24 protein-coding genes are annotated in these 25,408 nt (G+C 63.8%); 12 read left to right on the top strand and 12 right to left on the bottom strand.

Features of this window, described 5'->3' with window-relative positions:
• Positions 1-10: 10 nt before the first annotated feature.
• The 3 genes from pstB to phoB are packed head-to-tail and all read left to right on the top strand — an operon-like array spanning position 11 to position 2,216.
• On the top strand, positions 11-808 hold the full coding sequence (gene pstB, locus AC2FMN_RS01350; protein WP_496685573.1) for a phosphate ABC transporter ATP-binding protein PstB: 798 nt from the start codon (positions 11-13) through the stop codon (positions 806-808).
• Positions 805-1,533, top strand: a complete 729-nt coding sequence (gene phoU / locus AC2FMN_RS01345; protein WP_496685571.1) for a phosphate signaling complex protein PhoU — start codon at positions 805-807, stop codon at positions 1,531-1,533. Before pstB ends, phoU begins: the two co-directional genes overlap by 4 nt.
• Positions 1,533-2,216 (top strand): phosphate regulon transcriptional regulator PhoB, encoded by a 684-nt coding sequence (gene phoB, locus AC2FMN_RS01340; protein ID WP_496684579.1) that lies wholly within the window; start codon positions 1,533-1,535, stop codon positions 2,214-2,216. Before phoU ends, phoB begins: the two co-directional genes overlap by 1 nt.
• Here phoB and AC2FMN_RS01335 read toward each other — a convergent pair.
• From AC2FMN_RS01335 to AC2FMN_RS01325, 3 genes are all read right to left on the bottom strand, one after another.
• A complete protein-coding gene (locus AC2FMN_RS01335) occupies positions 2,201-3,484 on the bottom strand; it encodes an O-antigen ligase domain-containing protein (RefSeq protein WP_496685569.1) in 1,284 nt (427 codons plus the stop codon). The two genes, phoB and AC2FMN_RS01335, sit on opposite strands and share 16 nt — an antisense overlap.
• A complete protein-coding gene (locus AC2FMN_RS01330; protein ID WP_496685567.1) occupies positions 3,481-4,962 on the bottom strand; it encodes a GumC family protein in 1,482 nt (493 codons plus the stop codon). The genes AC2FMN_RS01335 and AC2FMN_RS01330 overlap by 4 nt, the downstream gene beginning before the upstream one ends.
• A gap of 115 nt (positions 4,963-5,077) precedes the next feature.
• Complete coding sequence (locus AC2FMN_RS01325; protein WP_496683674.1) at positions 5,078-5,692, bottom strand: response regulator transcription factor; 615 nt, start codon at positions 5,690-5,692, stop codon at positions 5,078-5,080.
• 253 nt (positions 5,693-5,945) lie between these two features.
• On the opposite strand from AC2FMN_RS01325, the gene AC2FMN_RS01320 reads away from it, so the two are divergent.
• The 4 genes from AC2FMN_RS01320 (at position 5,946) to AC2FMN_RS01305 (ending at position 11,449) form a co-directional block, all read left to right on the top strand.
• Entirely contained in the window at positions 5,946-7,319 is a 1,374-nt protein-coding gene (locus AC2FMN_RS01320) for a WecB/TagA/CpsF family glycosyltransferase (RefSeq protein WP_496685565.1), read from the top strand.
• A 21-nt stretch (positions 7,320-7,340) separates the two neighbouring features.
• A complete protein-coding gene (locus tag AC2FMN_RS01315) occupies positions 7,341-8,228 on the top strand; it encodes a UTP--glucose-1-phosphate uridylyltransferase (protein WP_496683680.1) in 888 nt (295 codons plus the stop codon).
• A 100-nt stretch (positions 8,229-8,328) separates the two neighbouring features.
• Entirely contained in the window at positions 8,329-8,829 is a 501-nt protein-coding gene (locus tag AC2FMN_RS01310; protein ID WP_496685562.1) for a putative pterin-binding protein, read from the top strand.
• Positions 8,830-8,995: 166 nt separating this feature from the next.
• Positions 8,996-11,449: a hybrid sensor histidine kinase/response regulator gene (locus AC2FMN_RS01305; RefSeq protein ID WP_496685559.1), complete on the top strand. Its 2,454-nt coding sequence runs from the start codon at positions 8,996-8,998 to the stop codon at positions 11,447-11,449.
• On the opposite strand, the gene AC2FMN_RS01300 is transcribed toward AC2FMN_RS01305, so the two are convergent.
• Positions 11,439-12,668, bottom strand: a complete 1,230-nt coding sequence (locus AC2FMN_RS01300; protein WP_496685556.1) for a polysaccharide biosynthesis/export family protein — start codon at positions 12,666-12,668, stop codon at positions 11,439-11,441. The genes AC2FMN_RS01305 and AC2FMN_RS01300 overlap by 11 nt on opposite strands.
• Before the next feature lie 195 nt (positions 12,669-12,863).
• Here AC2FMN_RS01300 and AC2FMN_RS01295 point away from each other — a divergent pair, with 195 nt between their 5' ends.
• From AC2FMN_RS01295 to AC2FMN_RS01280, 4 genes are read left to right on the top strand one after another with little or no spacing between them, the layout of a single operon-like run.
• Complete coding sequence (locus AC2FMN_RS01295; RefSeq protein ID WP_496685553.1) at positions 12,864-14,102, top strand: oligosaccharide flippase family protein; 1,239 nt, start codon at positions 12,864-12,866, stop codon at positions 14,100-14,102.
• A complete protein-coding gene (locus AC2FMN_RS01290; protein ID WP_496685551.1) occupies positions 14,099-15,019 on the top strand; it encodes a glycosyltransferase family 2 protein in 921 nt (306 codons plus the stop codon). Before AC2FMN_RS01295 ends, AC2FMN_RS01290 begins: the two co-directional genes overlap by 4 nt.
• A gap of 20 nt (positions 15,020-15,039) precedes the next feature.
• Complete coding sequence (locus tag AC2FMN_RS01285; protein ID WP_480727647.1) at positions 15,040-16,026, top strand: glycosyltransferase family 2 protein; 987 nt, start codon at positions 15,040-15,042, stop codon at positions 16,024-16,026.
• 14 nt (positions 16,027-16,040) lie between these two features.
• The gene (locus AC2FMN_RS01280; RefSeq protein ID WP_496685549.1) at positions 16,041-17,024 is read left to right on the top strand and encodes a glycosyltransferase family 4 protein; all 984 of its coding nucleotides are present in this window, start codon (positions 16,041-16,043) and stop codon (positions 17,022-17,024) included.
• A 17-nt stretch (positions 17,025-17,041) separates the two neighbouring features.
• Here the strand turns inward: AC2FMN_RS01280 and AC2FMN_RS01275 are convergent, their stop codons facing one another.
• From AC2FMN_RS01275 to AC2FMN_RS01250, 6 genes are all read right to left on the bottom strand, one after another.
• On the bottom strand, positions 17,042-17,395 hold the full coding sequence (locus tag AC2FMN_RS01275) for a GNAT family N-acetyltransferase (RefSeq protein ID WP_496685547.1): 354 nt from the start codon (positions 17,393-17,395) through the stop codon (positions 17,042-17,044).
• A gap of 113 nt (positions 17,396-17,508) precedes the next feature.
• Positions 17,509-18,786: an amylo-alpha-1,6-glucosidase gene (locus tag AC2FMN_RS01270; protein ID WP_496683705.1), complete on the bottom strand. Its 1,278-nt coding sequence runs from the start codon at positions 18,784-18,786 to the stop codon at positions 17,509-17,511.
• Between the two features lie 10 nt (positions 18,787-18,796).
• On the bottom strand, positions 18,797-19,837 hold the full coding sequence (locus AC2FMN_RS01265) for an ABC transporter ATP-binding protein (protein ID WP_496685545.1): 1,041 nt from the start codon (positions 19,835-19,837) through the stop codon (positions 18,797-18,799).
• A 21-nt stretch (positions 19,838-19,858) separates the two neighbouring features.
• Complete coding sequence (locus AC2FMN_RS01260) at positions 19,859-20,698, bottom strand: carbohydrate ABC transporter permease (protein WP_496683710.1); 840 nt, start codon at positions 20,696-20,698, stop codon at positions 19,859-19,861.
• The gene (locus AC2FMN_RS01255; protein WP_496685542.1) at positions 20,695-21,540 is read right to left on the bottom strand and encodes a carbohydrate ABC transporter permease; all 846 of its coding nucleotides are present in this window, start codon (positions 21,538-21,540) and stop codon (positions 20,695-20,697) included. Before AC2FMN_RS01255 ends, AC2FMN_RS01260 begins: the two co-directional genes overlap by 4 nt.
• Positions 21,541-21,641: 101 nt before the next feature.
• A complete protein-coding gene (locus AC2FMN_RS01250; protein ID WP_496685540.1) occupies positions 21,642-22,910 on the bottom strand; it encodes an ABC transporter substrate-binding protein in 1,269 nt (422 codons plus the stop codon).
• Positions 22,911-23,156: 246 nt separating this feature from the next.
• Between AC2FMN_RS01250 and AC2FMN_RS01245 the strand changes: the two genes are divergently transcribed.
• Entirely contained in the window at positions 23,157-24,161 is a 1,005-nt protein-coding gene (locus tag AC2FMN_RS01245; protein ID WP_496685538.1) for a LacI family DNA-binding transcriptional regulator, read from the top strand.
• Between the two features lie 83 nt (positions 24,162-24,244).
• Here AC2FMN_RS01245 and AC2FMN_RS01240 read toward each other — a convergent pair whose 3' ends face one another.
• On the bottom strand, positions 24,245-25,207 hold the full coding sequence (locus tag AC2FMN_RS01240; RefSeq protein ID WP_496685537.1) for a 2-hydroxyacid dehydrogenase: 963 nt from the start codon (positions 25,205-25,207) through the stop codon (positions 24,245-24,247).
• Between the two features lie 4 nt (positions 25,208-25,211).
• Positions 25,212-25,406, bottom strand: coding sequence for a hypothetical protein (locus tag AC2FMN_RS01235; RefSeq protein ID WP_496685534.1), 195 nt, complete (start codon positions 25,404-25,406; stop codon positions 25,212-25,214).
• Between the last annotated feature and the right edge of the window lie 2 nt (positions 25,407-25,408).

The raw sequence follows: 25,408 nt of genomic DNA, 5'->3' as shown, positions 1-25,408 counted from the left end.
GATCATCATGATGAATGACATGAGCAAGATCGAACCGGGCGTCGCCGTCGATGCCGTCAAGATAAAGGCGCAGGACGTCCAGGTCTTCTATGGCGAAACCCAGGCGATCAAGGACGTCTCGGTGGACATTCTCGACAAGACGGTCACGGCCTTTATCGGGCCGTCGGGCTGCGGCAAGTCCACGTTCCTGCGCTGCCTGAACCGGATGAACGACACGATCGACATCTGCCGCGTCAAGGGCGACATCCGGCTGGACGGCGAGGATATCTATGACCCCAGCATCGATCCGGTGCAGTTGCGGGCGCGGGTGGGAATGGTGTTCCAGAAACCCAACCCGTTCCCCAAGTCGATCTATGACAACATCGCCTACGGCCCACGCATCCACGGGCTGGCCAAGACCAAGGCCGACCTGGACGAGATCGTGGAAAAATCCCTGCGCCGCGGCGCCATCTGGGACGAGGTCAAGGACCGGCTGCATGCGCCCGGCACCGGGCTGTCGGGCGGCCAGCAGCAGCGCCTGTGCATCGCCCGCGCCATCGCCACCTCGCCCGAGGTGCTGTTGATGGACGAGCCATGCTCGGCACTGGACCCGATCGCCACCGCGCAGGTGGAAGAACTGATCGACGAACTGCGCGAGCGGTTCTCGGTGGTGATCGTGACCCATTCGATGCAGCAGGCCGCCCGCGTCAGCCAGAAAACCGCGTTTTTCCACCTGGGCAGCCTTGTCGAATACGGTGACACCGGCCAGATCTTCACCAACCCCGAAGATCCCCGCACCGAATCCTATATCACCGGGAGGATCGGATGACCGACGAAGCCATGAAGGAAAAGCACATCGTCCGGTCCTTCGACACGGAATTGGAGGCCGTCCAGGCACACCTGATGCGCATGGGTGGGCTGGTCGAAACCGGGCTGTCCGATGCAATCAACGCGTTGCGCGATCGGGATATGGATCTGGCCCAACGGACGGTCAAGGCCGACCGCAGCATCGACGAGTTGGAAGAGCTGGTGAAGACCGAGGCCGCCAACATCATAGCGCGCCGTGCCCCCACCGCCGTCGATCTGCGCGTGGTTCTGGCCACCTTCACCATCGCCAATCAACTGGAACGCAGCGGCGACCACGCCAAGAACATCGCCAAGCGCGCCATCACCATTGCGGCATCGTCCAGCCTGGACGAGGTGAGCGCAGCGATTGCGCGTCAGGCCCAAATGGTTCAGGGCATGCTGGCCGACGCACTGGATGCGTTTATGCAGCGTGATCTGGACGCGGCGCAAAGCATCCGTGAACGCGATGCCGAGGTGGATTCGATCTACAACAACGTTTTCCGGACCCTGCTGACGCACATGATGGAGAAACCGGCCAATATCACCGTCGGCATGCATTTGCACTTTGTCGCAAAAAATCTTGAGCGAATCGGCGACCACGCCACCGGCATCGCCGAGCAGACGATCTATTTGGTCACCGGCGAGTTACCGGATGATGATCGTCCACGTCAGGATCAGACACCAACGGAAATGACCGAGGTCCGGTGATGCCCACCCCTACGATCCTTGTCGTCGAAGACGAGCCGTCCCAGCGCGAGATCATCCGCTACAATCTTGAGGCCGAGGGGTTCACGGTCGTACAGGCCGAGAACGGCGACGAAGCCCTGCTGCAGATCAAAGAGGCCCCGCCCGACCTTATCTTGCTGGACTGGATGCTGCCCGGCGTTTCCGGGATCGAGATCTGCCGGCAGCTGAAGATGACCGCGGCCACCCGTGCGATCCCCGTGATCATGCTGTCGGCCCGGTCCGACGAGGTCGACAAGGTGCGGGGGCTGGAAACCGGTGCCGACGACTATGTCACCAAGCCCTATTCGGTGATCGAGCTGATGGCCCGGGTCAAATCCCAGTTCCGGCGGACCCGCCCCGCTGCCGTGGGCGAGCGGTTGGAATACGATGACATCGTTCTGGATGGCGAAACCCACCGTGTCACCCGCGCGGGCGAGGACATCAAGCTGGGCCCGACCGAGTTCCGGCTGCTGTCGACCTTCATGGAAAAGCCGGGCCGGGTCTGGAGTCGCGAACAATTGCTCGACCGGGTCTGGGGGCGCGATATCTACGTGGATACCCGGACCGTCGATGTGCATATCGGGCGTTTGCGAAAAGCTTTGACGGTGCGTGGGGGGGATGACCCGATCCGCACCGTGCGCGGGGCCGGTTACGCGCTCGGCTGAGCCCGGACCTCTGCCATTTCGCGCAGGTGGCATCCCAGCATCAGCAGCGCGGGCCAGAGCAGATAGGCCTCGATCTCGATGTTTTCGCCGAAGGTCAGCAGCAGCAGGGTCATCAGCAGGCCCAGCGGCAGCCGCCCGCGCGCCGACCGGACCGCGTCGGTGATCACCACGCCGAAATGCACGGCGAAGGGGACAAGAAACGCCACGAAACCGGTGATGCCTTTAACGAACAGAAGGCCGTACCAGGTGTGGTGGCTTCCGATGGGCATGTATTCGACCAAATGCGCACCGGGCTGAACCGTTCCGTGACCAAACAGCACCGCGTCGGACTGCCAGCGTTCATAGGCGATGCGTTGCAGGGTTTCGCGCACGCGTGTGCTGTCGGCGCGGGCCGATTTGAAATTGTGCAGTGCCTGGTTTCCCAGATCAATTGCAGCGGCCCCCCACGCCGCGGACGCCGTCGCCACGGCCGACACCAGAAACCATCCGATGCTGCGCGCCACCAAAGGCAAAAGGCGCGGTCCCAGTGTGCAGGCCACCAGCCCGACCAGCCCCATGCGGGATTTCGACGCCAGGATCATGAGAATACCCGCGCTCAGCCCGACGGTCATCCATCCACGGTGCCGCTCTTCTAGCGCGAACAGGACCATGCATACCCCCAGCAGGGCGGCAAATGGCGACCAGGGCGCGAAGAACTGCCACCGGGGCGTCCAACTGGCCGGGTCGATCGTGTAGAGATAGACTGAGAAATACTCGGGCCCCGGCCCACCTACCGCCTTGAGCGGTGAGGTGAAGATCTGGCTGGGCAGGCCCAGATAAGGTGCCGCCATCAGCGGGGGCGCAAGGCACAGGGTCCACAGCCCCAGTCTGCACTGGCCCCGCACCAGAACCTCGCGCCGGATCGGCAGCACGGCCCCGGCCAGGATGAACAATGGAATAAGCGCCCAGCCCTTGGCCCAGCCGATCGAGGACTTGATGGTCTTGCTCAGCCCCAGCCCCCAATCCAGATGGCCGGCCCACAGTGCAAACAGCATCAACAGCATGCCGGCCATCCATAGCCAAGCCAGCGCCGGAACCGGCCCGGTGGCCCGCAGATCCGAACGGATCGCCGGCCCCAGATACAAGGCCAGCGCCGCCAACCCCGCCAAGGACCATCCCAGCACCGGCCCCACGACATAGAGCGCCCCGATGGCATAGAACGGCCATGTCCAGACCAGCGCGCACCAGACAAGCCGCTCGGCCGGGTTCTGCGGCTCGGCCCGGGTCAAGCCTTGTTCTCGCCTGTGTCTTTCAACAGCCGCGAGATCAGCGGGTTACGGACCCATGCCAGCGTCAGCCCGATCAGAAGCATCAACGTGGCGGCAATCCCGGCCGCGATCGACAGCTTCTTGTTGGGTGAAGACGGCCGGTCCGGCAGCGACGGATTTTCCAGCACCTGGATCAGCGGGTACGAGGCATAGACATCGGTCTTTTTCGATTCCGACCGGGCGATGGCCGAGGCAAAAACGGCTTCGGCCACGGCAAAATCCCTTTGACGGTCTTCAAGTTCGGCGGCCACCGGCGCCAGCGCGGACAGGCGCGCAGTTTCGGCCGCGACCTGTGCGGCGAGGGTTTTTACATGCTTCTCCTGCCCCGCGCGCAGGGCGTTTTCGCGGACAAGCTCGCTGAGCAACTGCGCGCGCTCTCCCTCGGGGGCGCGGTCCAGACCCGAAAGCTGCTCGACCGACAGGCCGGTCACCTCGGCCGCGCGTTGGACGGCGACCTTCCGTGCGCCTTCATATTCCTCCCGCGCTGTGCGATAGACCGGATGGCGCGGCCCGTAATTGGCATCGGCCTGCGCCAGCTTGGCCGCGCCGGTCGAGACATCCTTGAGCAGCGACATGTATTGCGCGTCGGCGTACAGCTTTAGCGTCACCGCAGCGGCATCCGGAGGCAGATCCAGCGCGACCTCAAGCGCCGCGACGCGCTCGGCCTGGCGGGCCAGCGTGCTTTCCTCGGCCCGCAGCGTTTGGCGCGCACGGTCAGTGGCGGCCACCTGCTCACGGTATTGGGCGGCAGAGAGCAGCCCACTCTGCCGCTGCAACTGCTCGATCGCAGCGCGGGTTTCACGAACCGAGCGCTGATAGTCTTCGATTGCGCCGCTGTTGCTGGCTTCGCGCGTGGCGATTTCGTCCGCGCGCAAGGCGTCGATCTCGGCAAAGAACGCAGCGACAAGGGCATCGCCGTGGCGTTGCGCGTCCCCCGGGCTGGCGGCCTCCATTTCGATATGGATCAGGCTGGTCTGGTCCACCAGGCGGATGCGCGGCTTGCCGAACGCATCGCGTTCCGCGCCGACGGCGCGCGCCGCCGCATCCAGGATGCGATCCGCAGACAGCAGGCGCTTGTAGGTTTCGGTGGGGCTGATCGACCCGTTGGCAAAGGCTGAATTGGCGTAGGACGAGGCCTGCCCGATATTGGCCAGATTGACCGAGGCCGACGCGCCCGATCCCGGCAGGATCAACGATGCGTGGGATGCGTATTTGACCGGCGCGGTTGCCAGATACCCGCTGATCGGGGCCCAGATGCAGCTGGACCCCAGAAGAAAAAGCGCAACATATCGCGGCAATCGTCCGGCATCGGTCAACCGCCCACCCTTGAGGACGCGCCGCCAACCCAGAGACCGGATGTCGCTGCGGCTTATACGCGCCCAGTCCCAGGAACGGTTGGGCGCAAGGGGCTGATGGTTGTCGGAAATCTGGTTCGGCATATCACATCCTCTTTCAAAGGAGTGATAGACCGGGACGGCATGGGCTGTCCGCTGAGCAATGGGTTAGACTGGGGCGGGTTGGGACAGGCCCCCTATCCGAAAGGATGGGCGTGGGTCAGAACAGGCCCGCCTCGCGCGCGGCCATTGCGGCCTGGGTCCGGTTGCTGACACCCACTTTGCGGTACAGCGTTTTCACATGCAGCTTGATCGTCGGCTCGGACAAGTCCAGATCGCGGGCGATCTCCTTGTTCGACTTGCCCTCGGTCAGACCCTTGAGGACCTGGCGCTCGCGCTCGGTCAGTTTTTTGGCCATCGGATGGGAGTCGTTCGGCTGCTCGGCGCTCATGAAACCGACGGGCAGATATTGCTCACCCATGGCCATGAAACGGATGGCGTTTACCAGCGACTTGGCCGGAAGGGTCTTGGGCACGAACCCGGCGGCCCCCAGTTCGAGCGCACGTTCGGCCAGACCGCGCGAGGCATCGCCGGTGAACAGCGCCACATGCCGCGCGCGATCCATGCCAATGCAGGTTTCCAGCCCACTCAGCCCGTTCATGCCAGGCATATTCAGATCCAGCAGAACCAGATCAAACGGACCCTCGGATTCGATCTTGGCCTTTGCGGTCGCAAAATCCGGCGCGGTGGTGGGTTCGATCCCGCCCGTGGCCTCGATGAAGGCGACAAGCGTGTCCAGAACCAGATCGTGATCGTCGGCGATAAGAACTTTCATCAATGAACTCCATGTGCCTCCACCCACACCTGAAAAGGTTAATAAAGCATTGATGATCGGCGGTGAAGCCTACCGAACGGACAGGCAGATACCCAATCGGATAGGAGCAACTGGCCGGATTTCCGGGCGGTGCCGCATCCGGGCCGTGCCGATCAGCCGATTTCTCCGCCAACTCTCCTGATGCTCGTCTGTACCGGTGCCGACACCGCGGACAGGTTTAGGGCAACAGTTCAATTCATGTTCGGAGAGTTCCATGCACTTCCAAGCCGCAAACGCCCTTTTCGACGGCGCACACACCACGCCCGGCACCGCGCTGCCGATCACCGAAATCCTTGGGCAGCCGGTGGTGAATGCAGAATCCGGGCCGGTCATCAACACGCTTTTGGACGGTCACCGCCGAACCGTTTTTTTCCTGAATGCGCATTGCGCGAATGTCCGGGCAAAGGATGACCAATATCGAGCAGCCCTGACGCAAGCCGACCTCGTCCTGCCCGACGGGATCGGGGTCGAGCTTGCAGCCTCGATGCAGGGCGAACGCCTGGCCGAGAACCTGAACGGAACCGACTTTGTCCCGCGCCTGGTCCGGCGCGCGGCCAAGCTGGGCCAGTCGGTCTATCTGCTGGGCGGAACGCCCGGCACCGCACAGGCCGCAGCAGCGCGCCTGCAAGACATGGCGCCCGGCCTTAGGATTGCCGGTTCCCGCGACGGGTTTGGGGGCATCGAACGGGCGGACGTAGCCTTGGACGAGATCAACCAGTCCGGCGCAGATATCCTGCTGGTGGCGATGGGCGTTCCGCTGCAAGAACTGTGGATCACGCGGCACCGCGCACGGCTGAACCCAAACCTGGTGCTGGGTGTCGGCGCGTTGTTCGACTTTCTGGCGGGCAACGTCCGGCGGGCCCCCGGGATCGTGCGGCGGACCCGGATGGAATGGGCGTGGCGGCTGGCGATGGAGCCGCGCCGCATGGCCCGCCGCTATCTGATCGGAAATTTCGAGTTTCTGGGCCGGTGCGTCGCCCAGGCTCTCGGCGGGCTGACGCCCAGCCGTAGTCTTGACCTGACCGTTGCGCTGGCGGCCATGACGGTTCTGGCCCTTCCAATGCTGGCCATTGCCGCGCTTGTCCGGTTGGACAGCCAGGGCCCGGCCCTGTTCCGGCAGACGCGGGTGGGCAGGAACGGGGTTCCCTTCACCGTCTACAAGTTCCGCTCGATGACCACCGACGCCGAAGCACAACGGGCCAGCCTGCTGGCGCAGTCCGACCGCGCAGGCGTGTGCTTCAAGGCACGTCAAGATCCGCGTGTGACACGGGTGGGCAAGCTTCTGCGCCGCTTCTCGCTGGATGAACTGCCGCAGATCCTCAACGTCCTCAAGGGCGACATGTCGATCGTCGGACCGCGCCCTGCCCTGCCTGAGGAGGTCGCCAAATACCCGCCGCGCGCGCTTGAACGCCTGGCCGTCCGCCCCGGGATCACCGGCCTGTGGCAGGTGTCGGGCCGGGCCGCCATCGACTTCGACCGGATGATTGACCTGGACACGGCCTATGTGCGGTCCCGCTCGGCCCTTCTGGATCTGATGCTGATTGCCATGACCGTGCGGGCCGTCGTGTCCGGCCGCGGCGCCTACTGAGAAAACCCAAGGAGAATTGATATGACCAAGATTCGCAAAGCCGTCTTTCCCGTCGCCGGACTGGGCACAAGGTTTCTGCCCGCGACCAAGACCGTGGCCAAGGAAATGCTGCCGCTGATCGACCGCCCGCTGATCCAATATGCCGTCGACGAGGCGCGCGCGGCCGGGATTGAAGAGTTCATCTTCATTACGTCGCCCGAAAAAACCGCGCTGGAGGCCTATTTTGGGCGGAATACGGCGCTTGAACGCAAGTTGAAGGATGGTGGTAAAACCGAGTTGTTGAACAACCTGCGCTGCGCCGATCTGGAGGATGGCAAATACTGCTTTGTCCGGCAGGACGCGCCCCGTGGATTGGGCCATGCTGTGTCGCTGGCGCGCGAATGTGTGGGCAACGAGCCGTTTGCCGTGATCCTGCCCGATGACGTCATCAGCGCCCGACGCCCAGCCTTGGCACAGATGGTCCAAAGCTATTGTGACCAAAACGGCCACATGGTTGCGACCCAATCCGTGCCGTCCGACAGGATCGGGTCCTACGGGGTGGTCGATATCGCTCTGCAGGCCGGGCGTGTGCAGAGCCTGCGCGGCTTGGTTGAAAAGCCCAACCCCGAGCAGGCGCCGTCAAATTTCGGCATCGTCGGGCGGTATATCCTGCAGCCGTCGATCTTTGGTCGTCTGGCCGGCCAGGCACCGGGTGCGGGAAATGAAATTCAGCTGACCGACGCCATCGCTGCGGATATCAAAACCGCTGGCTGCTCGGGCTATGCCTTCGCGGGTGAACGCTTCGACTGCGGCTCGGTCGCCGGGTATCTTGAGGCCACCGCGGTCTTTGCCCTGCAGCGGTCAGAGCTGCGCCAAGAGTTTGAGCGGATCATGGCGCAGCGCATGGGCCACCTGCGCCCGGCCGCATAACGAAGGGCACCTATCCGTTCGGATAGGTGCTTATCCCGATGCCCGTCTGTTGCCCTGCTAAGCTTTCTGATCTTGTGCAGCTGGACACTAGGAGAATGACATGCGGATTTTACTTGCAGCTCTGGCAATGGTTCTGACCTTGGGCCAGGCACAGGCTAAGGATCTGGCCGAACCCACCGGAGAGGTGGTTCTGACGATCACCGGCAACCTGACTCGGCCCGGAGCCGAGGACGGAGCGCGGTTCGACATGGACATGTTGAAAGCCCTGCCCGCGCGGACTTTTGCGACCTCGACGATCTGGACCGAAGGTGAGAACACCTTTGTCGGCGTGCCGTTGTCGGTCCTGCTGGAGGCTGTCGGTGCAGATGGCCGCATGATCCGCGCCACGGCGATCAACGACTATGCGGTTGAAATCCCGATAGACTCAGTTACTGAAAGCGACCCGATCGTGGCTTATGAGATGGACGGCGCCGAGATGTCGCGCCGGCAGAAGGGCCCGCTGTGGATCGTCTACCCCTATGACAGCGACCCGAAATACCAGACCGAGGTGACCTATTCGCGCAGCATTTGGCAACTCGATCGCCTCGAGGTCGTTAAATAGCTTGCAACCGGACCGAGTGCAGTAATGAGTAAAGCGCAGTGAACTATCGATGGGGCTCGGGTTGAGCGGTACCGGCACGCACATTTTGCGACGCCGATGGGTCTTCGGGCTCATCGGCTTTGGCGTTTTGTTAGGTCTGGTCGCGGTAGCGTGGCTGTCGGCGCAGGTGTTTACAGATTTCAACGACCGGCGGGCGGCGCCTTCGGACAATGTCCAATGGACGCTGTCGCAGGTCGAGGTTGACTATCTGTCCTACCTGAACGCTCTGGAAACTGCGTCGGCGGCCCAGGACGCGGAACATGGCACATTGGATCTGGTGCGCCGGCGGTTCGACCTGTTCTACAGCCGTGTCGATACGCTGGCACAATCCCGTGTGTTTCAACCGTTGCGCCAGGATGACCGGTTCCGCTTGCCGTTGGAGCGGGTGACCCAGCACCTGAACGCCGCAATCCCGTTGATCGACGGGCCGGATGCGGAGCTGGCCGAACAACTGGACGATCTGAAACGCGCCGCCCTTGAGATCGGTCCGCATGTCCGCACGTTGGCCGTTTCGGGCATCTCGTATTTTGCCACCGAGTCGGACCAGCAGCGCACCCAGACCGCCGCAAATCTTCTGCGATTGGCGATTCTGTCGGGAGCCTTGCTTCTGACCTTGGGTGCCGTCAGCGCCTATCTTCTGGTGGTCAACCAGCGCGCCACGCGCCGCGGCAAGGCGCTGCGGCAGGCGAATGAACGGATGAACACGATCCTCTCCACCTCGTTGGACGCGGTGATCGTGGTAAATTCCAAGGGCGACGTGATCGAGTTCAACCCAGCTGCCGAGGCAATATTCGGCTATACGGCAGATCAGGCACGGGGTCGCGCGATTGGTGACCTGATCGTGCCGCCGCATCTGCGCGCGGCTCATCATGCCGGCATGGAACGTATGCAGGCTGGTGGAGAACGGCATGTCGTCGGTAAGGGGCGGGTCCAGTTGGAGGCGATGCGCGCGGACGGCGAGCAGTTCCAGGTCGAACTGGCGCTGCAATCGGCCCGGGCGGGTGATCAGGAAATCATCATTGGCTTTGTCCGTGACATCTCGCAGCGGGTGGCGGCGCAGCAGGAACTGATCCATGCCCGCGACCAAGCCCTGGCCGGTGAAAAGGCCAAGGCCGATTTCCTGACCGTGATGAGCCACGAAATCCGCACGCCGCTGAACGGGCTGCTGGGCAACCTCACGCTGTTGAAGAACACCCGCACCACCCGCGAACAGGCGCGGTTCGTCGAGAACATGGAAATCTCGGGCCAGATCCTCCTGAGCCACGTCGACTCCGTTCTGGACATCGCCCGGTTCGAGGCCGGGAAACTGTCGGTCGCGTTGCAGCCCACCGACCTGAACGACATCCTGCAAGAGATTGTGGACGGTCAAAGCGGCAACGCCGCATCGCGGGGGAACTCTATCTCTTGGCAATGGGTGGGCGAGGCGCGCCCCTGCGTCGCCGCCGATGCCCAAAGGTTGCGGCAGATTCTTCTGAATCTTGTGGGCAATGCCATCAAGTTCACCGAAAACGGCCGGATCTCGATCGAGGTCGAAGTAACCGAGCCTGGCGCCTCTGCCGGTGCCAACATCTTTGAATTCCGCATCATCGACACGGGCAACGGTATTGGCTCGGATGAGGTCGACGTGATCTTTGATGATTTCCACACCAGTGATCCAACCATCGGTCGAGCCACCGGGGGCAGCGGTCTGGGACTGGGCATCGCACGTCGGTTTGCTCAGGCCATGGGCGGAGAGATCGGCGTCGAAAGCACGCCCGGCGAGGGCAGCGTGTTCTGGGTTCGCCTGCCGCTGCAGGACGCGGAATTGGACGCCAACGTTGACAGCGACCAGCCAGAGGTTCAGCACGCCCAGCCGTTGGACGTGCTGGTGGTCGAGGACAACGATATCAACCGCGAGGTGATCTGCAACATGCTGAAACTGGACGGCCACCGGGTGACGGTTGCCCAGAACGGTCAACTGGGCGTGGACGCGGCGGCAGCGCATCGATTCGACGTGATCCTGATGGATATCAGTATGCCGGTCATGGACGGCCCGACTGCGACGCGCCACATCCGCAGCGGGGGAGGGCCTTCGGCGGACATACCGATCATTGCCGTTTCGGCCAACGTGCTGCCTGATGCGGTCGACGAGTTTAGCTCTGCCGGGATGACGGCCTTTGTCGGCAAGCCGATTGCCCTGGATGCCTTGCGCAAGGCCCTGAGGGCGGTCACCGAACCCGACGCTTTGATCCAGCCCGAGGACGAAGCGGATTACATCGGCGATCTGCGCGCCAGCCTCGGCGCCGACGTGTTTGATAAGCTGCTTGCCAAATACCTGTCCGAAGGGGATGCCATCGTCGCGCAACTTGCCCAGTTGGAGGCCGGTGAAGCCGATCTGGACCAGGTCGCGCAGGAATGTCACAGGCTGGCGGGAAGCGCGGCGACCTTTGGTGCGATTGGGTTCCGTAATGCGCTGACTGCAATCGAGATGGCCGCAAAATCCGCAGACCGTCAGCAAGTCGCTGACCTGTTGTGCGGTCTGCCCACGGTATGGGAGCGGGCAAAAGCTGCGCTGCCCGCCCCCGGTGCGGTCAAGGGCTGAGCAGAACCGCGGCCCCGACGATGCCCAGCGACCGGGCGATTTCGGTAACTCCGGTGACCTTGCTGTCGTAACAGGCAACGGCATCACCCGGCAGAACATAGGGATCGTAGTCGTCGCGGTCTCCGCGACGCAGCAGCTTTTCGATATTGCGCTCGATCACGACCGAGGATCCGGTCACGGGGTTGCGCGTGAACAGCACTGCGCTGCGGTTAGCGTTTGTCGTCTTCGACCCGCCGACGCAGTTGCTGTCGACCACGGCTTGCAGGAACCGGGTGCCATACGGCACCTCGCGCACGTCGCGCCCGATGGCGGACTGGGCGTTGCCCGCGGCCGGTTGGGTCAGGTTCGACATGTAAAGCGTCACGCCGGGCGGGCTGATCGGGCTGGGGCGCATCAGCGCGTCCTGGAAGCACCCTCGGCTGTTGACCACGATCTGGTCGCCGGTCAGCAGCATGATGTCGGTCGGGTCCGATCCTTCGAACACGCCGCGCAGATCCATGCGATAGATGCGCCCCTGACGGTGCAGCTCGACCGCCGAAAGATCGGCATCCGGCCGCACCCCGCCCGCGGCCCGCAGCGCCACCGACAGGTTGCGCCCTTCGGTCGAGGCCCCCAGCGCGCCCTGGCGCCGACGGTCGAGGGAATCGCCCGGAACACCGCCGATCTCGACCGAGTGCGGCTCGAACACCGCGCCGCGCACACCCACGGTCACCGAGGCAAAATCGCTGACCCTCACGGTTACGCGGGGTTCGGCGTCATAGAACTGGGCCGCAACCAGAACGCGGGCCACCTCTTGTTCGACCTGCTCGGTGGTGCGGCCCTGGGCGCGCACGGGTGGCAGGTAGGGCAGCTTGAGGTCTCCGTCACGCGAAACGACATAAGCGTCGCTCAGCAGATCATCCCCTTCGATGGTGATCTGAACCATGTCGTTGCGCGAGAGTTTCTCGCCCAACAAGGGGCTGAGCGCTGGTTGAGACCATTTCGCATAGGCACGTGCGCCCTGGTCGCCGGCCTGCGGCATGCAGGTCTGGCCGTTCATCGCGGCGGCTTGCAGCAATGGCGTGTCGCCCCGCCGACGTCCGGGTTCGCGGTATTGCGCCTGATAGCTTTCGCCGCGTGATACGGCTTCGATGTTGCGGGGGGTCTGCATGCTGCTGCACCCCAGCAGGGTCGAGGCGCTGACCGCCGTAATAAGGAAAGTCTTGAAACTCATGGTCATTTTCATCTCCTGATCTGTCACAGAAGATAAACCCCGCCGCGCGGCCTGCGTCAGTCCGGCATCGGGATGACGGCTTGTCCCATTCGGATAGGTCCCTCTCCGAACGGTCCTCTGCCCCGTCCGACCGCGTCCGGGACACAGACCTTGGCCACCCGTAAAACGGAACCAACAACCGTTTTTCGGGATCACGGCGTCATGACGCACAGCTTTGCACATTCCGGTTTTCTGCGGCACCTGTTGGCTTATACCGCCTCCGAAGTGGCGGCCAAGGCGTCGCGGCTGGTCGTCGTGGTGGCCGTTGCCCGTACCCTGAGCCCCGAAGCGATCGGTCTGGCCGCAGCGGCTCTGGCGGCGGGCGACATCCTCAAGGCGCTGACCGAGAACGGGGTGAACCAGCGTATCATTCAGGCCCCGCCCGAGGAGCTGGCGCAGCGGTGCAACACGGCGCACCGCATCTTCTGGGTCTGGTGCGCGGGGCTGTGCCTGCTGCAACTGGCTGTCGCGGCGGCGCTGTTCGCCATGGGCCACACGATGCTGGCGATGCTGTTGGCGGTGCTGGCCGGGGAATACCTGTTCATGCCGGCGGGCCTGGTTCAGGCCGCACTGGCAATGCGCGAGGGCAAGCTGCAGCAGACCGCCGCGATCGCCGGCGGGCAAGTCGTGGGGGCCAATGCCCTGACGGCGCTGCTTGCGGTAGTCTGGGCCTCGCCCCTGGCATTGGTTCTGCCGCGCCTGCTGACTGCACCTGTCTGGCTGGTGCTGATGCGCCGCCTGCGTCGGTGGTCGCCTGATCGTCGGGCCGGGTTTGCAGCCTTGAAACCTTTCGCGGTCTACGGCTGGGCCGTTCTGGGCGTCGAACTGGTCAAGGTTCTGCGCCTGCAGGCAGACAAGCTGGTGGTGGGCGCAATGATGGGCGCCGAGGCGCTTGGCATTTATTTCATGGCCTTCAATGCGGGCCTTGGGCTGGCCACTTCGTTCACGCAAGCCTTCTCGGTCGTTCTGTTCCCGCATCTGTGCGCGGCCGAGGACAAGCACGGGGCGCTGCGCCACGGGCTGGGCCTGTCGCTGCTGATCCTGACGCCGCTGGTTTTGCTGCAGGCGGCACTGGCCCCGGTCTATGTGCCGCTGCTGCTGGGACAGGGCTGGGCCGAAATCGCCCCGGTGGTATCGGTTCTGTGCCTTGCGGCCCTGCCGACGGTGATCTGGTCGGCGGTCGCCGGGTGGCTGCGGTCGGAAAACCGCCCCGTCACCGAATTACGGGTCAGCACGGTTCTGGCCGTGGGCCTGATCGCCAACACTACCCTGATGGCGCCGCTCGGCCTGATGCCCGTCGCCGTCGGGTACGTCTGCACCTGCAGCGCCATCATGCTGGCCGCTTCCTGGGCGCTGCTGCCGCGGGGTTCTACAATCACTCAGGAGGCGCGCGCCCAATGACCCGGTTTTCCATCATCGTTCCCTTCCACAATGACGCGGCAACCATTGCCGCCACCCTGAATAGCCTGCTGGTGCAGAGCTTTGCGGATTTCGAACTCATCTGCGTGGGCGACAAGCCCTCGCGCCAGACGACCGAAGTTGTCCGGCAATTTTGCACGCGCGACGCCCGGGTGCGGGTTGAGGCCAACCCCAATCGCGGCCCCAGCTCTGCGCGCAACCATGGTGCAACTGTGGCCACCGGCGACATCCTCGCGTTCTGCGACGCGGATGACCTGTGGGTCACCGACAAGCTGGCCCAACTGGACCGGTTGTTTGCAGATACCAGCATTGATGTGGCGTTTGGCCAGATTGGGTTCTTTTCCGAAACCCCCGGCGATTGTCCGACGCGCTCAACGGTTCCCACCGATCCCCTGACCATTCCAGACCTGCTGGCGGAAAATGCGGTGTGCACGATGTCGAACCTTGCAGTGCGCCGCCAGGTGTTCGCTGCTGTCGGCGGACTGAACCCGGCTGCGGTCCACAACGAGGATCTCGAGCTGCTGATCCGCTTGGCAGGCGAAGGCCACGTGATCATCGGCGTCGATCGCCTGCAGGTCTGGTACCGGACCAGCGGCAGCGGTCTGTCTTCGGACCTCGAGGCGATGCGGGCCGGGCGCGCAAGGGCGGTTGCAACAGCGGCCCGCTATGGCGTTTCACCATCGCCTGCATCTGAGGCGATTTACATGCGGTATCTGGCCCGCCGCGCGCTGCGTCTGGGGGCAGAACCGTCGATGGCCCGCGCCTATGCCCGCGCCGGTCTGGCGCTGAGTGCGCGCAGCTTTCTCAACCCCATTCGGCGCGGTGTGCCCACTGCACTTGGCGCGGCACTGGCCCCCGCCCTGCCCCGCCCGATCCGTCAGGCGCTGTTTGCCCGCTGATCCCAACCAGGAGACCCAAAATGCCCCAGGCATCCATTATCGTTCCCGCCTACAACACCGCCGCGACCCTCGCCGAGACTCTGGCCTCGCTTCTGTCGCAGACCCATGACGATTTCGAGATCATCATCGTGGATGACGGTTCGCAAGACGAAACCCGGGCCATTGCCCGCGCCCATGCGACCGACCCAAAAGTGCGGGTGATCCGGCAGGAAAACCGTGGCTTGGCCGGGGCGCGCAATACCGGCATTGCGGCCGCGCGGGGAGAGTTCGTTGGCTTCTGCGACGCCGACGACTTGTGGCTGCCCGAAAAGCTGGCCACCCATGTGCGCCACCTGCAGGCCGAACCCGACCTTGCGATCAGCTATTCCGGCAGTGCCATGATTGACGAGGGTGGTCGGCTGATGCGCGTCCGCCAATCGCCGCGCCTGCGGGACGTAACGGCGGCACATGTCCTGAAACGCAACCCGATCGGCAATGGATCGGCAGCGGTGATGCGCAAATCGGCCTTGCTGGATCTGGCCTACCGTCCGGCGTTCGAGTCCAAGCGCGACTGGGTCTTTGACGAAACCTTCCGCCAGTCCGAGGACATCGAATGCTGGCTGCGGCTGATGCTGACGACGGATTGGCAAATCGCAGGCGTACCTGGGTTGCTGACCCGCTACCGGATCCACGCGACCGGCCTGTCGGCGGCCTTGGACCGGCAGTTGCAGGCGTGGGAGCGGATGGTCGACAAGCTGCGTCCGCTGAACCCCGAATTCTTTGCCCGGCACGAGGCGGCGGCGCGCGCCTATCAGCTGCGCTATCTTGCGCGCCGCGCAGTCAGCAATCTGGATCCGCACAAGGCTTGGGAGCTTGCGCAGCGGTCGGTTTCAACCAGCGCCCGGCCCCTGATCGAAGAACCCGCCAAAACGTTGACCACCATCATCGCAGCCGCAGCCCTGCGCGCGGTCGGGCCAGCGCCTGTTGTTCAAGCCGGTCGCCTCATGCGCCGCCAGACTTCCATCTGAACCGAGGTTTCCAAATGTCCAAGATCACCGTTCTTCACCTTGTTGATGACACCACGGCCGGCGGAGTCATGCGTATGCTCGACCATCTTGCGCAGCTGCCCGAACTGGCCGGCGAAGTCCACCAAGAGGTTCGCCCGGTCAAGCGGACCGCCTTCAGCTGGGGCAGTTTCGACGCCAATGTCATCGTGTGCCACATCGCCCCCGGCTGGCGCTGCCTGCCGGCCTTCTCGGCCTTGCGGGCGATGCATCCCACCACGCGGCTGGTGCATGTCGAGCACAGCTATACTCGGTCTTTCACCGCCTTGAACGTGCCGCACAAGCGGCGGTTCTTTGCGATGCTGCGCGTGACCTATTCGTTGTTCGATCAGGTCATCGCCGTCAGCAAGGCGCAGGCCGGTTGGATGGCTGAACGGCGGTTGACCCCCGCATCCAAGCTGAGTGTGATTTCGCCCCAGGTTGACCTAAGCGCGGTTGCCCGCGCAGCCGGGCCGGTCGAGGCGGCCCGGGTCATCGGTGCGATCGGACGGCTCGAGCCGCAGAAAGGCTTCGATCTTCTGATCGAAGGGTTTCGTATGTGCCCCAACCCCGATGCGCGGCTTGTGATCTTTGGTGAGGGCAGCCAGCGCGACCGCCTTGTGGCCTTGGCCGCAGGCGACCAGCGGATTGAGTTTCGTGGCCACGCCGACGACCCAGCCGAAGCCTATCGGACCGTGGACGTGGTGGCGATGCCCTCGCGGTGGGAGGCCTATGGGCTGGTGGCGGATGAGGCGCGCGCGGCGCAGCGTCCGGTCATCGTCAGCATGGTCGACGGTCTGCGAGACCGGATCGGGGCAAGCGGTGTGATTCCGTGCGGATCCGATCCCAAGGCGTGGCGCAAATCGATCGAGGCAGTTCTGGCGGGTACGCCTCCGGTGGTTCCCGCCCTTGCGCCTAAGGCTGATAAATCCCGCTATGCACAGCGGTGGCAACAGGTGTTCGATCCGGCAAAACGGTTGTGAGGGCGGCGTGGCCACGGCTACGGCAAGGCGCGCCACAAGAACCAACGGCAATGTCCGGGCGGGCTTTGCGTGGGCGTGTTGGTCAGGCGACCAAAGGGCTCGAATCCCGAAGCCTCATAGAACCGCGCGGCGGCCGGGTTGGATGTGTCCAGCCATGCAGAATGACACCCGATCTGGCGCGCCTCGGCAAAGGCTTGGTCTATCAACTGCCGGCCCAAACCGCGGCGTCGGTGGGACGGATCGATCCATAAGGTCTTGATCAGCAGCCACCCATAGGAGGCTGCGCCATGCAGGCCGCCCACCCGTTTGGAGCCGTCCTGCGCAATCAGCGTGACGCTGTCATTGACCCCTTGCGGCGCGGTTGTCCGCAATTCCGCAAGAAGGGCTTGCTCTACCCAGTCCTCCTGCCCGGGGGCGGAAACAATGGACGGGCCCACCATCGGTCAGGCCCATGCCCGTTGGGTGGGGACCGGTGGCGCGCCCCTCATGCCGGGGTGGTTTCCGCGTTCAGGATCTCGATCACCATCGCGGCCGTCCAGGTAAAGCTGCTGCCGCCGCAGGGTTCGGCGGTGACCGGGTCGTAATACTCGGCAAAGCCGCTTTGTTCGATCAGGCGCAGGCTGTCGTCGACGATCCGCTGCACGATCCGGCTCTGGCCCGCGCGTTTCAGCCCATCGGCGATCATGTAGTTCACGATCAGCCAGACCGGGCCTCGCCAGTACCTCAGACCGTCGAACTCCGGGGCCGCCGGGTCGTGGCTGGGCACCAGAAACGGGACTGCGGCACCGATGGCGTCCAACCGCTGGGCGATGGCCTGCGCGCGGTGCTCGGGGACGGGGCAGAACGCCGCCAACAAGCCGCCGATCGAAGGGCTGTCAATCAGCTCCCCGGTGACACGGTCAAAGCACAGATATTGCCCGCGGGTCTCACTCCACAGGGCGTCCATCGCCGCGATGCCCGCTTGCGCATAGGCGCACGAAGCGCTTGCGATCTCGGCCTCGCCCAGGTCGTCGGCCAGCGCCGCCAAGTCCAGGCACGAGCGGATCAGGATCGCGTTGAATCCCGGATCGACAACCCGGAACGGCGAGGCGTCATGCAGCTTGGAATTATCCCAGCCAAGGTCGCGGAAATGTTGTACCAGCCAGATATAGCGGCGGTATTCTTCATCAGTCGGCCTGTGCGCCGGGTTGGCATGGGCTACGTCGCGACGCTGGAACGGGGCCACGCCCTCGGTCGGGACCCGGGCCAGCGCCGCGTCCCAATCGACCGAATTGTCGCGCCCCGATTCCCACGGGTGGATGATGGCGACCAGTCCGGTGCCCTGCGGGTCGCGGTTCGTGTAGAACCATTGGTGCCAGGCATGAATCTTGGGCAGCAGGGCGCGGGCCTGCGCATCGGCCAGCGCCCGGTTCTTCGCCCGCGCATGGATCCGCCGCACGGCGAACCCAGCCACCGCCGGTTGCGTGATGCCCGAGGTGGGAACCGCGTGGCCCGTGGCCCAGACGTCCGGCCCCGGGAAATAGCCGTCATTCATCTCGTGAAAGATGATGTGCGGCACCATGCCGTCATCCCACTGATGCCGGAACAAGGTCTCGATCTCGCGCCAGGCGCGGGCTTCGTCGAAATGCGAGAACCCAAGGGCGCTGAGCGCGCTGTCCCAGTTCCACTGGAACGGATAGAGGCCGTGGGTGGGCACCGTGTAGTCGCCCCGGTCATTACGGGCCAGAACGGCGCGGGCCTGTTCGATCAGATCCTGTTTCATTTCGCGCTCCTCAGGCTACGGCCAGGGTTGTTTCGGGGTCGAACCAGCGCACCCGGTCTGGCTGCGGGGCCAGGGTCAGGGTGTCGCCGCGGCGGACGGTCAGATCGCTGTCCAGAACCGCGCGGAACAAGGCGCCATCCACGCTGCAGGTGACCAGAAGGTGCGCGCCCAACGGTTCGACCACCTTGACCGTGGCGGCCAGGCCCGTGTCGGCCGGGCGCAGATCCTCGGGGCGGATGGCGAAATGCAGCGGCGTGGTCCGGGACGGCCCGTCGAGGATCTGGCCCGCGACTGTCCATTTACCGTCTCCGGTCGGAGTGGCGGGCAAGAAGTTCATCGGCGGATTGCCGATGAACCCGGCCACGAACTCGGCCGCCGGGTTGCGGTAGACTTCGATCGGCGAGGCCGCCTGAACGATCTTGCCCTGATGCATCACGCTGATCCGGTCGGCCATGCTCATGGCTTCGACCTGGTCGTGGGTGACATAGATGGCGGTGGTGTTGCTTTCGGCCAGAACGCCTTTGAGCTCGGCCCGCATCTCCATCCGCAGCAGCGCGTCCAGGTTCGACAGGGGCTCGTCCATCAGGATCACGTCGGGCTCCATCGCCAGGGCGCGGGCCACGGCGACGCGCTGGCGCTGACCGCCGGACAGCTCGCCCGAATAGCGCCCCAGCAGCTGGTCGATATGCATCAGGCCCGCGGTGCGCTCGACCCGGCGCTTGACCTCGTCATTGGGCAGTTTCTGCATCCGCAAGCCGAACCCGATGTTTTCGAACACGGTCAGGTGCGGGAATACGGCATAGTTCTGGAACACCATGGCGATGCCCCGATCCTTGGGCGGCAGGTGATCCACCCGGCGCCCGCCGATCCAGACCTCGCCCTCGGTCGCGGTCTCCAGCCCGGCGATGATCCGCAGCAGCGTGGTCTTGCCGCAGCCCGAGGCCCCCAGCAGAACCATGAATTCCTGGTCCCGGATGGTCAGGTTGATGTCGTGCAGCGCCTGATAGCTGCCAAAGCGTTTCGCGACATTCTTGATTTGAATTTCTGCCATTATTCCAACTCCTTGGGGCTGTCAGCGGTTGGCGATGCCCCACATGGCGAACAGGTATTTGCGCACGGCGAAGATGAAGATCAGCGCCGGCACGACCAGGATGAAACCGCCCGCGAATTTCAGATGCAGCGGCGAGGTGTCGAGGTTCTGCAGCAAAAAGGCCGTCAGGGTCCGGTTCTCGATCGTCAGGACGGCGGCGGCGAACACCTCGTTCCACGAGATCACGAAGGCGAAGATGGCCGAGGCCGTGATCCCCGGCAGGATCAACGGCAGCACCACCTTGGTGAAGGCGGTCAGCCGGGTGCAGCCCAGCGTCCAGGCGGCCTCTTCCAGTTCCAGCGGGATGCCGGAAAACAGCGAAAAGGTGATCAGCACCGCAAATGGGAGCGCCAGCGTGGTGTGCACAAGGGACAGGCCGAATACCGTGTCATCCAGCCCCGTCTGGATGAACATCACCGCCAAGGGCAGCGCCAGCAGCGGCAGCGGAAAGGCACGGGTCAGCAGGATCAGCAGGCGGAACGCCTCTTTCCCGCGAAAGTCGAACCGTGACAGGGCATAGCCCGCCGGCGCGCCGATCAGGATCGACATGATCATCGTCAGCCCGGCCACCAGGATCGAGTTCTTGAGTGCGGTCAGGATGCCCGCGAAGCCCGCAAAGAACCCCAGGCTGCCCAAGTCGAATTCGGGGATGAAGGGCTTGGGGAAACTGTTCACCGTTTCCGGCGAGGACAGCGTGTTGATCAGCAGGAAATATAGCGGCACCAGCACCCAGGCGCACAGCAGCACCACCGCGGCGATGTAGACATAGCGTCCGGCCCGGCGCGTATCGGGCGCGGAGACATCGGTCGTGACGGTCGTCATATCGTGGCTCCTTTCGGGACACGCAGGGCGCGCAGGATGATCAGGGTGAACCCGATCGAGATGGCGAGGATGATCAGCGCCATCGCCGCCGCTGCGCCGCTGTCAAGCAGGTCGAACTGATAGGCGTAGGTTTCGCTCATGAGGACGGGGAACAGGGTGCCGCCCAAGGCCAAAACCACGGCGAACACCTCGAAGGCCAGGATCACGCGCAGCACCAGTGCCGTCTGCAACGACGGGCGCAGCAGCGGCAGGGTGATGCGGGTGAAGCGTTTCCAGGGTGAGGCGCCAAAGACCTCGGCCGCCTCGTAATATTCCTTGGGGATCAGGCCGATCCCGGCCACCAGGATCACCAGCATGATCGCGGTGGCGCGCCAGATCTCGGCCAGGGCGATGGCCAGGAACACCACGCCGGGGTGCTGATAGCTGAGGAAATTCACCGGCCGGTCCACCACGCCCAGCCCAGCAAGCATGGAGTTCAAAAAACCCGACTGTTCGAAGATTGCCAGCCAGATGATGCCCGCTGCCAGATCCGAGATACCCAGCGGGATGGTCCACACATACAGAACCAGATCGCGCCCGCGCTGCATCTTGTTGACCATGGTGGCCATCAGCAACGCCAGCGCCAGTTGCACTGGAACCACCGCCGCCGCCAGCAGCAGCGTGTTCTGCAACGAGATCGGGAATTTCCAGTACCCGACCACCTGCCGGAAATTGTCCAGCGTGAATCCGTCCCCGGTGCTGAAGGCCTGTTTGGCGACCAAAACGAAAGGATACAGGAAGAACAGACACAGAAACGCCGTCACGGGCAGGATCAGCACATAGGGCAACACACGAGCGTTCATCTGATCGCTCCTTTCCTTGCGGAAGTTCCGGTGGTTTCGGGCAGAGAGTTCGGGGGACACCGGGCCCGCGTCAAGCCCGGTGTCGGGATCAGGTCAGACCCTTATTCGACGGGGCATGGACCGTCCGAAGGCGCATCCGGAGCCCAGCAGGGCGCGCCGGTTTCCTGCATGATCGCCTCCAGCGCGCCTTTCTGATCGTCCAGCACGGTGCGGATGTCCTGACCGGCCAGCACGATCCGCTCGAACGCATCGGTATAGACACGGTTGAAGTCACCGCCCTTGTCGCCCAGTCCCGCGGGCAGCAGACCGGGGTTGGCATCGGCCGAGCCGCTCATCTTGGCGACCGCGTCGCCTGCGGCCTTGACGGCCGGCGGCAGGTCCGCGGGCAGGTCAACCGCGACGACCGGGAAGAAGTTGGTGGCACGCAGTGTTGCGATCTGGGTTTCCGGCTTCATCATGTAGGCGACGAGAGCTTTGGACGCTTTCATGTCCGGTGCGGTTTTGGGGATCGCAACCCCAGCCAGAACCGGCATGAAGCCGCGCCCGGTCGGGCCCGCCGGGGCCGGGAAGGCCACGAAGTCATCAGGCCGCTCGTTGAACGCCTGCGCCAGACGCGAGGTGTGGTCGAACACGATCCAGGCATCGCCCGAAAGCAGCTGTTCCTGCATGAACGAGAAATTGGTCGAGGCCGGGTTGGTATGTGCCCACAGCTCGCGGAATTTTTCCCACGCGGTTACGGCTTCATCGCTGGCAAAGGTCCGCACCACGCCGTTCGTATAGGACGGGTACAGATAACCCTGGAAGAAGCGGTGCTTCAGGCCCTTGGGTCCGGCCGGAAAGCCGAATTTCGGCTCGCCCGCAGCCTCATGCGCGTTGGCGGCCCATTCGATCAACTGGTCATAGGTCAGCGCATTGATGTCGGCACCTTCGGGCAGGTACTGCAGCGCCTCCTTGTTGGCCGCCATGATATAGCTGGCCTGCATCCAGGGGATGTATTGCAGGCTGTTAGTACCCAGCTTGGCCAGTTCGTTGAACGTGTCCGAGGCCGAAGCGATACCCAGATCATCCAGGTCGACCAGATCATCGGGGTTCATCGCCGAGAAATCACCATGCAGCGCGCCCAGCACGCCGATGGTACCCGAGCCGGCCTGCAATTCGGCCTGCAGACGCGTCAGCCAGGGGCCGCCGTCATTGGGCTGGTAGTCCACGCCACCCTCGAAGCCTGAAAGAACCTGTTCGCGCATGGCCTGCGCCTCTTCGACCGGCTTGGCCTGCGTCGACCAGAACAGAACCTCGGCCTGCGCCACGTTTGTGGCCAGGGCCAGAACAAGGCCGGATGCGGCACCGACCAGCTTGGATTGAATTGACATGGACTCCTCCCAGAGTTTCGATTGGGCCTTTCGCCCGTTCTGCCTGGTGGGGTCGGTTTGCTGTGCGTGTCGAGCAGCGACTCACCCCAAGCGATGCGGTCAGCATGGTATAACGATATATCTTACGTCAACGAATTTTTGCCAATCGGTTGGCCCGATGTTTTGAAGTTCGCAGGAATTGCACGTTGCAATACCCATGCGGGTTGGGCATTTTGATGATGCAACGATATACCAGAAGTCCGAGAAATGCCCGCCAAACCTACCCTCGCCAGTGTCGCCAAAGCTGCCGGAGTTTCGATTCCGACAGTCAGCCAGGTGATGCGCGGCACCGGACGGATTTCCGAGCAGACCCGCAAGAAAGTGCTGCAGGCGGCCGAGGCCTTGCACTATGTCACGGACTCGCGCGCGGCGTCGATGCGGTCGGGCGAGAACCGGGAAATCGGGTTCGTTCTGAACCAGTTCGCAAACCCGTTCAACGCCGAAGTGGTCAGTGGTGCGGTCGAGTTGCTGGAGGCCGAGGGGTATCTGGTTTCTATCCTGGATACACGCGACGACGCGGACCGTCAGGGCAGGCAACTGCGGGATTTCATCCGCAACGGGCGCGGCGCCCTGCTGTGGGTACCTGCGCTGGAAACCAGCGCGCAGACGCTGGACCTGCTGCGCACCCATCGGGTACCCACGGTGACCTTTCTGCGTCACATCAGCCCCGATTTCGACCATGTCGGCATCCGCAATGCTGAGGCGACCGAAACGGCCACGCATCATCTGGCCGACCTGGGCCACAGGCACATCGCGTTTTTCGGCGGCACCGGCATGAACCCGGTCCGCAAGGACCGGATCGCCGGGTATCAACGCGCCGTTCAGGCCAGATCGCTGGCCGCGCCTGTCATCTGGCCCTCGCCCGATACCAAGCGCGCGGGGATGGAGCAGATGCTGAAGCTGCGCGACGCCCATCCCGAGGTGACCGCCATCGTCTGCAACGGCGACATGGTCGCCCTAGGTGCCTGTTACGGGTTGATGCGCGCCGGCCTGGAGCCCGGGCGCGACGTGTCGATCATCGGATTTGACGATACCGAGGACGCCTCGGTCGCGATCCCGGCCCTCAGCACCATGGCGGTTTCGCCCAAAAAGCTGGGCCGCAGACTGGCACGAACCTTGCTGGACCGGATCAATGATCCGGACATGCCTGCCACCGTTTCCGAGGTCTCGGCCCGCTTCATCGCCCGCGAAACCACCGGGCCGGTCGCCTAGAAGCATTAGACCGATCCGAACGCGAACACTTCCCGGCTTTGAACTGCGGCAATGATCGAGACATCCGCAGCCTTCAGGTCGCCTTACACCAGATCCCGAGGGGTTTTGCCGGCAAAGAAAGCGTCCAGATTGTCGAGAGCACGAAACCCCATCGCATCGCGCGTCGTGGTCGTGGCGCTGCCGATATGCGGGAGCATGAAGATGTTTTCGTACGGCGCAAAACCCGGGTTTCCGCCCGGTTCGGTTTTAAAGCAATCAAGTCCGGCCGCCGCCAGCTTGCCGCTTTTGATCGCGTTCAGCAGGGCATCCTCATCCACCAGCGCGCCGCGCGCCGAATTCACAAGCACGGCGCCATCCGGCAAAGCGGCAATCCGCTCGGCGTTCATCAGGTTCGTGGTGTCCGGCGTCGCGGGGCAATGCAAGGACAGGAAATCCGCAACAGGTAGCAAGCTGTCGAGACTGGCATGATAGATTGCGCCCTGCTCCAGGTCCGGTGACAAGCGCGTGCGGTTGAAATAGTGGATTTGCATGTCGAATCCGCGGGCCTTGGCTGCAAAAGCCCGCCCAACGCGCCCCATACCGATGATCCCCAGGCGGGCCCCGGTCACCTGTTTGCCCACCATGAAAGACGGGCTCCAGTTGTTCCATCCGCCGCTGCGCACCAACCGGTCCCCCTCGACCGCACGGCGGGCAGCCCCAAGCATCAACAGCATCGCCAGCTCGGCCGTGGCGTCCGAGAGAACGTCCGGGGTATTGGTCACCACGACTCCACGGGCGGCAAGCGCCGCCAGATCGCAATGATCGACACCCACCGAGTGGTTGGCGATGATCTTCAGCCGCGGATCCAACTGGGCTACGACCTCGGCAGTGAAATGCTCGGAATGGCAGGGCATCATCGCATCGACCTGCGCACTCATCCTGATGATATCGTCGGCTGTGCCGGGTGTGTCCGCTTCGTTCAGCACCACCTCATAGTCGCGTCGCGCCCGAGCGATCGTTGCATCAGACACACGACGCGGAAGCCACAGGACGGGTTTGTCGCTCATGGCGTCAGTCCTTCTTGATGGCATCTTCCCAGAAGTTGTACAGCGCCAGCGCGATCACGAAGATCGCGATCACCAGAAACGGAAACCCGCCCCAAAACCCGGCAAACCCGGTCGAGATGCTGTGGGCAAGGCCCAGAACAAAGGCCATCATCAACCCGGTTCCGATCACGGCCATGATTATGTTCGTCAAGCGCGACATGA

It is taken from the genome of Ruegeria sp. BHSC037, assembly GCF_059613045.1.
Note: the sequence above shows the minus strand (reverse complement) of the source record. Positions and strands in the feature narration are given on the sequence as shown.